Below are 7619 nucleotides of genomic sequence, written 5' to 3'. Positions count from 1 at the left end.
CGCCGATGGTACTGCAGGGGGGACCCTGTGGGAGAGTAGGACGCCGCCGAACAATTTTTGAGGAAACCCCCGCACTTCGGTGCGGGGGTTTTCTGCGTTTAGGGTGAACTCATGAGCTTTCTCGCCAGGAACGAGTACGTCGTCCGCGCCATACGTCCCGATGACTGGGAGCGGGTGAAGGAGCTGCGGCTGGACGCGCTCCGGGACCCTGTCGCGCACCTCGCCTTTCTGGAGACCTACGAGAACGCTGCGGCCAAGCCCGACTCCTTCTGGCAGGACCGGGCCGTCACCTCCGGGGAAGGGTCCCTGACGGCCCGGCAGTTCGTCGTCGAGGCGTCCGACGGGACCTGGGCCGGCTCGGTCACGGTGCTCGTCGAAGAGGCCGGGTCGAAGGACTGGGCCGGGTTGCCGGTCGAGCTGCGGCAAGGGCACGTCGCCGGGGTGTTCGTGCGGCCCGAGCACCGGGGGAACGGGCTGATCGAGGCGCTGTTCGAGGCCGGTGTCGCCTGGGCGTGGGAGCGGGGGGCCGAGCGGGTGCGGCTGTTCGTCCACGAGGACAACGCGCGGGCGCAGGCGGCGTACCGGAGGATGGGCTTCGTGCCGAGCGGCCTGGTGGTGTCGTTCTCGAAGGACGAGGCGCAGAAGGAGCTGGAGTTCGTTCTGGAGCGGCCCGCCTGGACCAGGCCCGTCTAGACCGGTAGTTCCTCGTGGGGCCAGCGGGAGCGGGCCTGTTCGCGGGAGCGGAGCAGGGCGAGCGTCGGCAGGCCCTGGTCGGCTCCGGTGGCGAGCAGGGCCGGCAGCTCCGGGAACGGGGCCACGGCCGCGATGTCGTCCAGGACCAGGGTGAGTGGTGGGTCGAGCCGACCGGAGGATGACCGTTCGGCCATGCGCCGGCCGCGCTCGACCACGCTGGAGACGAGGGCCGTCAGGAGCGGCATCGCGCCCGGATCGCTCCGCGGGTCCTCGATGGATTCACCGACCACATAAAGCGTGCCCCCTTCGTGGACGAAGGAATCCAAGGCGAGGGCATCACTTCGGTTTGGAGTGCAGGCTTCGCGGATGTTGACCGTGGAGAGGGCCGCGAGGGCACGGCTCGTCAGTTCCTGGGCGATGTCGCGGCGTTCGGGGTGTGCGGTGAGGGCCGCCTCCAGCTCGCCTGCGGCGCCTGGGGCGGCCTTGGGGTGGGTACGGAGGGTGCGGACCGCCTCCTGCACCTGGGTGCCCTGTGACCAGCGGTGGACGTGGCGGATGGTGCGGTTGTCCAGGGCGGCGGCGTGCAGGTAGCTGCGGAGGAGGGTGGTCGCCGTGTCCGCCACCGCCTGGTCGATCTTGGCGGTGGGTCGTACGGGGGCCAGGAGGGCTGTCGCTCGGTGCAGCGCCGTCTGTTTGTCCTCGCAGCCGGTGGTGGGGGACCAGTGGAGGCGGGCCGGGGTGTCGCAGAGGTGCGTGGGGTCGTAGAGGAGGGTGGGGCCCAGTTTCGCCTTCGCGTCCTTCGTGTCCGACCAGAGGGTGGGGTTGGAGGTGACGATGACGGTGGGCCCTGGGGCGTTCTGGATGGCGTGGGCCGCGGTGGTGTGGCGGGTTTCCCTGGGTGCGATGAGGATCTTTTCCCACCCGCCCACAGGTGCACCGTCGGCCGAAAAGTCGGCCCGTCCCAGCGGCTCAGCCTCCCTGCGAGGTGCCGGGACCTCCTGCTGAGGGGCGAATGCGGTCGCTGCGCCCTCGAGCCCGGGCCCCGCGGGCCCGCCGGCACCAGGCCCGGCAGCCGCGAGTCCGCCAACCCCAGGACCACCCCTCCCAGGATCGCCAACCCCAGGCCCACCGGCTGGGAACCCGGCAGCCGGAGCCCCGCCGCCCCCAGGGCCGCCGACTTCAGTCCCAGCAGGCCCGGCACCCCCCGAGCCGGTACCCAGCGGCCCGGCCGTCACCGATCCGGCGCCCTTCGGGCCGGCCCCCGTCATCCCCCCGCTCTCGGCGGCAGACCTCCGGGTCCGTCCTGCCCGCCACCGTGCCACCGTCCCCAGGACGAACATCGTGAGGACGAAGAGGATCATCAGTTGGCCTATGAAGAGGCCCCAGAACAGGCCCCAGCCGGAGAGCTGGGACGGCGGGGTGTCCGGCCAGGCGCCGGTGATGTCGTGGGGGCGGCCGATGAGGTGGCGCATGGCCAGGGGCGTACGGGTGAACGTGACGCCGGTGGGCCAGGCGCCCTGGGCGAACCAGGCCGCCAGGCCCGTGGCCGTCCACACCAGAACGGTCATGCCGAGGAGGAACGCGAGCATGCCGATCAACAGGCCGTCGGGGATGCCGCCCTGGCCCTCCCGACGGCTGTCCCGGCGGTCCTCGCGGCGATCGTCCGGTCTCACCCTGTGCTCCCTTACGTCCCCCAGGGACGCCTGGGCACTCCCAGGCGTCCCCAGGCGCTCCTGTGACCGCTGGGGCGTACCCTGCGCCCCCTCGTCCCCTTACGCCACCGTCGACTCGGAGTCGCCCACGTGCTGTTCCACGAAGGCCGCGGCCCGTTGCTCGGCCTCCAGTTCGGCCGCGCGCAGGGCGTCGTCGGCCGCGAGGTCGCTGGAGGACTCGGTCATCGCGCGGTCGGTGAAGACCAGCGGCCGTTCCGTCTCCGTGACCAGGTGCTTGACCACCTGGACGTTGCCGTTGACGTCCCAGACCGCGATGCCGGGCGTGAGCGTGGGGATGATCTCGACCGCCCAGCGGGGGAGGCCGAGGACCCTGCCCGTGGCCCTCGCCTCGTCGGCCTTCTGGGCGTAGATCGTCCTGGTCGACGCCATCTTCAGGATGGCCGCCGCCTCCTTCGCCGCCGCTCCGTCGACGACGTCGGACAGATGGTGGACCACCGCGACGAAGGAGAGGCCGAGCCGGCGGCCGAACTTCAGCAGTCGCTGGAAGAGCTGGGCCACGAACGGGCTGTTGATGATGTGCCAGGCCTCCTCGACCAGGAAGATGCGCTTCTTCCGGTCGGGGCGGATCCAGGTGTGCTCCAGCCACACGCCGACGATCGCCATGAGGATCGGCATGGCGATGGAGTTGCGGTCGATGTGGGAGAGGTCGAAGACGATCAGCGGGGCGTCCAGGTCGATGCCGACCGTCGTCGGGCCGTCGAACATGCCCCGGAGGTCACCGTCGACCAACCGGTCCAGGACCAGGGCGACATCGAGGCCCCAGGCCCGTACGTCGTCTATGGCGACGTTCATCGCCTCCGCCGACTCCGGCTCGGGGTGCCGTAGCTGCTCCACGATGTCGGACAGGACCGGCTGGCGGTCCACGATGGTCTCGTTGACGTACGAGTGGGCGACCTTCAGGGCAAAGCCGGAGCGCTCGTCCAGGCCGTGGCCCATCGCCACTTCGATGATCGTGCGCAGCAGTGCCAGCTGGCCGGTGGTGGTGATCGCCGGGTCCAGCGGGTTCAGGCGGATGCCGTGGTTCAGGGCGGCCGTCGGGTCCAGCCGGATCGGAGTTATCCCCAGCTCCTGGGCGATGAGGTTCCATTCGCCGACCCCGTCCTCGCCCTGGGCGTCCAGGACGACGACCTGGCGGTCCTTGAAGCGCAGCTGGCGCAGGACGTAGGTCTTCTCCAGGGCCGACTTGCCGTTCCCGGACTCGCCGAGGACGAGCCAGTGCGGGGCCGGCAGCTGCTGGCCGTAGAGCTGGAAGGGGTCGTAGATGTAGCCCTTCCCGGAGTACACCTCGCGGCCGATGATGACGCCGGAGTCGCCGAGGCCGGGCGCGGCCGTGGGCAGGTAGACGGCCTGGGCCTGGCCCGTGGAGGTGCGCACCGGCAGCCGGGTCGTCTCCACCTTTCCGAAGAGGAAGGAGGTGAAGGCCTCGGTGAGGACGGACAGCGGGTCCCGCATCGGCGAATCAGCCCCTACCTTCGGATGCCGGTGGCGAACGGAAGTGTGTTCACGAAGGCGCGGTGGTGCTCTCGGTCGCACCACTCCAGCTTGAGGTACGACTTGCCGGCGGAGGCCCTTATCGTCCGCTTGTCGCGGGCGAGGGCCTCCGGAGAACGGGAGGAGACGGTGATGTAGCCGACGAGGTTGACGCCGGCGGCGCCGCTGGCGAGGTCCTCGCCGCGCTGGTCGAGGCGGTTGTGCGCGGCGATGTCGCGCGGGTCGACGGTCCGGTTCATCTTGGCGGCGCGGGACGCCTCGGCCTCGTCGTTGGTCTTCTCGGTGAGCATCCGCTCGATGGCGACCTCGGTGGGTTCGAGGTCCATGGTCACGGCGACCGTGCGGATGACGTCCGGGGTGTGGACGAGCAGCGGGGCGAGGAAGTTGACGCCGACGGGGGTCATCGGCCACTCCTTCACCCAGGCGGTGGCGTGGCACCAGGGCGCGCGGGTGCTGGACTCCCGGGTCTTGGCCTGGAGGTAGGTGGGCTCCGTGGCGTCCAGCTCGGCCGGCCAGGCGTTGCGCTGGGTCATCGCCTGGATGTGGTCGATGGGGTGGTCGGGGTCGTACATGGAGTGGATGAGGGAGGCCAGCCGCCCCTGACCGAGCGGCTGCCGCACCCGGATGTCGGCCTCCTGGAGCCGCGAGCAGATGTCGGTGAGCTCGCGGGCCATGACGACGGCGAGTCCGGCGTCCCGGTCGACCTTGCCGCCGCGGGCGCGGACGGCGCGGGCCATGGCGTGTGCCTCGGCGGCCAGTTCGCGGGTGTAGTGCATACAGGCGACGAGGTAGGCGCGGTGCTGCTCGCTGCTGGTGGACACCATGGACTGGAGCTGGTCGTAGGACTGCTGGAGCCAGCCGGGCGCGCGGGCGTCACCGCGTTGGACGACGTCCTTGGCGTGCGCGTCCGGGTCGGCGGGCAGGGTGCGGGCGAGCATCTGCAGGCGCGTGACGAAGCCGTCCCCGTTGGCGACGTGCTTGAGCAGGGTGCCGAAACGGTCGACCAGGGCCTCCTGGTCCTCGGAGTCGCGCAGGCCGACGCCGGGGCCCTCGATCTCGATGGCGGCGGTGACGGTCTTGCGGTCGGCGTGCAGCAGTACGGCGATCTCGTCCGGCCCGAAGGGCGCGGCGAGCCAGGTGATGCGGCCGATGCCCGGGGGCGGCCCGATCTCGATCTCGCGCCCGTCGAGCCGGGTGCCGGCCTCCATGGCGGCGGAGCGGTAGGCGGCGCCCCGCTTGACGGTGCGCTTGTAGCTGCGGTTGATCTCGAACCACTTGTAGAAGGTGCGGCGCTTGTACGGCACGTAGACCGCGGCGAGCGCGAGCAGCGGGAAGCCGGTCAGCAGCACGATCCGCAGGGACAGGACCGGGACGAGGAGGCCGCACATCATGCCGAGGAACGCGCCGGCGATGATCAGGGCGATCTCGCCGGACTCGCGGTTCCGGCCGACGATCGCGTTCGGCCGGGCGCGGCCGATGAGATACGTACGGCGGGGCGTGACCGGATGGGACAGGTGGGACTCGGTCGTCAACGCCCTTCACCTCCAGAGCGGTTGTTGCGGGTGTTGCTGGCGTGCGGAGTGTTGACCGGGCTGGACGCGCGGGGCGCGGGCGTGGCGGAGGGGACGGCTCCGCCGGTGCCTCCGGTGGGGGTACGGCTGCTGTGGGCGGCGACGCCGCCGCTGGCCGGGTTGGCCGGGCGGGGGGTGCTGCCGGTCTGTCCGCCGGAGGTGTCGGCGCGGGTGCTGTGGGTCTTGATGCCCTGGGCGACGAGGGTGGCGGGGGAGCTGATGACGGCGGCGGCCTTGCTCTCGGCGCCCTGCATGATGCGGTTGCTGCGGGAGCCGGCGATCTCGTCGCCGAAGCCGGGGACGAAGCGGTAGATCATCGCGCTGGCGAAGATGGCCAGCAGGATGATGGCGAGGCCGGAGACGACGGCGGAGAAGGCGTCGGGGCCGCTGTCGCCGGAGAGTGCGCCGGCGAGGCCGAGGACGATCACGATGACCGGTTTGACGAGGATGACGGCGATCATGATGCCGGCCCAGCGGCGGACGTGGCCCCACAGGTTCTTGTCGACCAGGCCCGCGTAGACGACGGTGCCGAGGAGGGCGCCGACGTAGAGCAGGGCGGCGCGGATGACGAGCTCCAGCCAGAGGACGCCGGCGGCGAGGATGCTGACCAGGGACACGACGATCAGCATGATGGGGCCGCCGCCGATGTCGTTGCCCTTCTTCAGGGCGCCGGAGAAGGTGCCGAAGAAGGTGTCGGCCTGGTCGCCGGTGGCTTTCGCGAGGACGTCCGTGACGCCGTCGGTCGCCGATACGACGGTGTAGAGGATCAGGGGGGTGAAGGCGGAGGCCAGCACGGTGAGCCAGAGGAAGCCGACGGCTTCCGAGATGGCGGTGGTGAGGGGGACGCCGCGTACGGCTCGCTTGGCGACGGCCAGCAGCCAGAGCAGGAGCGTGAGGATCGTGGAGGCGGCGAAGACGACGGCGTACTGCTTCAGGAACGCCTGATTGGTGAAGTCGACGTTTGCGGTCTCCTTCACGGCCTCACTGAGCTTCCCGATGGTCCAGGCGGCGGCGTCGGCACATCCCTTGGCCAGGGAGGCGAGGGGGTCGAGCGTGTCGGTGAGGGGGTTGCCGGAACCTACACCGGGGGATCCGCCGGATGAGCCGTTGTCTTTTTCGCAGAACTGCTTGGCGGCGCCGCGGATCAGGTCACAGGAGTCGTTGCTCTTGGTGGGGGATGGAGTGGGCTCCGCGAAGGCGCGGGTTGCCAGCAGCATCGTGGCCGCCTGCGCGGCTCCGACGACAGCCGTGATCCTGAGGACGCGGTGGTTAGCGCGCATACGTGAACCCTCCGTACTCCTCGACGGCCTTCGTCATGTCGTCGGCGGTAGAGGCCGTCTGGTCACGGCCCACGGGGACTGGGCCGTCCTTCTGCTGGAAGTCGGCGATCTTCCAGTCGCCGTCGGCCCACTTCAGCTTGTACGTCGTGGTGTACCAGCCCTCGGTCACCGGATTCTTGGAGGCTTCACCGGAGAGGCCGAACAGCGAGGTGTACCAGACCTCGACCGTTGTGGCGTCTGGCTCGGAGGAAGTGACCTTCGTGCCGACAGGGATGACCCGGGAGACGAACGTCTGGCCCTTCGGAGCGGTGCCGTCCCTGGCCAAGCCGATGTTGGCGAGGAACCTCTCGTTCGAGTAGGCGCTGTCCATGGCCGACTGCTTGGCAGCGGCGACCTCCGGGGTGTAGACCGTGTCCACGATCCGGTGCCGCCATGCGGTGTTGAACATCTCGGCGGAACCCAGTGCCACCGCGTAATTCGCCGCCGCGCTCTGTGCCCCCTGTTCGGTGTGCGGGAACCCGGTCGGGATGTTGCCGGTCTTCGTGTCCACCGGCTTGGTCCCACTCGCCGCGGTCGACGCAGCCCGTGGCTGATCGTCCTTTGTTGTCGTCCCGTCACCCGGCGAATCCTCCCCCCTGTTCGCGAAGGCGATGGCGGCGATGAGGAGGACTACTACGCCTACCACCGTGACCAGGCTGCGGGAGGAGGAGCGGTGGGGGCGGCGGGGGGCGCCGCCGTAGGGGTCGGGGTCGGGGAGGCGGGTGCGGGTGTGGCCCGTCTCGGGGTAGTCGTAGCCCTGTTCGTCTCCGGGACTCATGCCGTGTGCGCTCCCTCACCCTCGTAGACATACG

6 protein-coding genes are annotated in these 7619 nt (G+C 70.3%); 1 reads left to right on the top strand and 5 read right to left on the bottom strand.

The features are described 5' to 3' along the window. Positions 1-111 precede the first annotated feature (111 nt). Entirely contained in the window at positions 112-693 is a 582-nt protein-coding gene (locus OO52_RS37750; protein WP_030653724.1) for a GNAT family N-acetyltransferase, read from the top strand. Here the strand turns inward: OO52_RS37750 and OO52_RS48415 are convergent. The 5 genes from OO52_RS48415 to OO52_RS37725 all read right to left on the bottom strand — a co-directional run bounded on the left by OO52_RS48415 (position 690) and on the right by OO52_RS37725 (position 7585). After that, positions 690-2366, bottom strand: a complete 1677-nt coding sequence (locus OO52_RS48415) for a type IV secretory system conjugative DNA transfer family protein (RefSeq protein ID WP_030653720.1) — start codon at positions 2364-2366, stop codon at positions 690-692. The two genes, OO52_RS37750 and OO52_RS48415, sit on opposite strands and share 4 nt — an antisense overlap. A gap of 99 nt (positions 2367-2465) precedes the next feature. Continuing rightward, positions 2466-3878: an ATP-binding protein gene (locus OO52_RS37740; RefSeq protein WP_030653718.1), complete on the bottom strand. Its 1413-nt coding sequence runs from the start codon at positions 3876-3878 to the stop codon at positions 2466-2468. Positions 3879-3892: 14 nt separating this feature from the next. Next, entirely contained in the window at positions 3893-5449 is a 1557-nt protein-coding gene (locus OO52_RS37735; protein WP_030653715.1) for an SCO6880 family protein, read from the bottom strand. Further along, positions 5446-6768 carry a hypothetical protein gene (locus OO52_RS37730; protein WP_030653712.1) on the bottom strand — a complete coding sequence of 441 codons (1323 nt, stop codon included), beginning with the start codon at positions 6766-6768 and terminating at the stop codon, positions 5446-5448. Before OO52_RS37730 ends, OO52_RS37735 begins: the two co-directional genes overlap by 4 nt. Then, the gene (locus OO52_RS37725; RefSeq protein ID WP_030653709.1) at positions 6758-7585 is read right to left on the bottom strand and encodes a hypothetical protein; all 828 of its coding nucleotides are present in this window, start codon (positions 7583-7585) and stop codon (positions 6758-6760) included. The genes OO52_RS37730 and OO52_RS37725 overlap by 11 nt, the downstream gene beginning before the upstream one ends. Between the last annotated feature and the right edge of the window lie 34 nt (positions 7586-7619).

The sequence above is a fragment of the Streptomyces flaveolus genome (assembly GCF_000716535.1).
Taxonomy (GTDB): domain Bacteria; phylum Actinomycetota; class Actinomycetes; order Streptomycetales; family Streptomycetaceae; genus Streptomyces; species Streptomyces flaveolus_A.
This window is presented reverse-complemented; position numbering and strand designations above follow the sequence as displayed.